Raw genomic sequence first — 403 nt, forward strand, 5'->3', positions numbered from 1 at the left:
ACAGGATGCCCACCGCCACCTCGGTGTGGGCGCGCTGCGGGGATGCCGGCGCGGCGGCGGCGACCTGCGGCTCAGCCATGGGTGCGCCCCGCATGGTCGCGGGCGAACTGGTAGGCCACGCGCCCGCTGCGCGAGCCGCGCTCCAGCGCCCACACGAGGGCGGCCGGACGTGCGGCCTCGATGGCCGCGGCAGGCACGCCCAGCGCGGAGAGCCACTGCGCCACGATCGCGAGGTATTCCTCCTGGCTGAAGGGATAGAAGCTCACCCAGAGGCCGAAGCGCTCGGACAGGGAGATCTTTTCTTCCACCACCTCGCCCGGATGCACCTCGCCGTCCGCCGTGTGCGTGTAGCTGAGGTTTTCCTTCATGTACTCGGGCAGCAGGTGCCGGCGGTTGCTGGTGG

1 protein-coding gene is annotated in these 403 nt (G+C 71.2%); it reads right to left on the reverse strand.

The features are described 5' to 3' along the window. Positions 1-71: 71 nt before the first annotated feature. Positions 72-403 (reverse strand): DUF815 domain-containing protein (locus KDK95_RS39095; protein ID WP_212522676.1); only part of this gene is annotated, 332 nt, incomplete at its 5' end.

The sequence above is a fragment of the Actinospica acidithermotolerans genome (genome assembly GCF_018139625.1).
Taxonomy (GTDB): Bacteria; Actinomycetota; Actinomycetes; order Streptomycetales; family Catenulisporaceae; genus Actinospica; species Actinospica acidithermotolerans.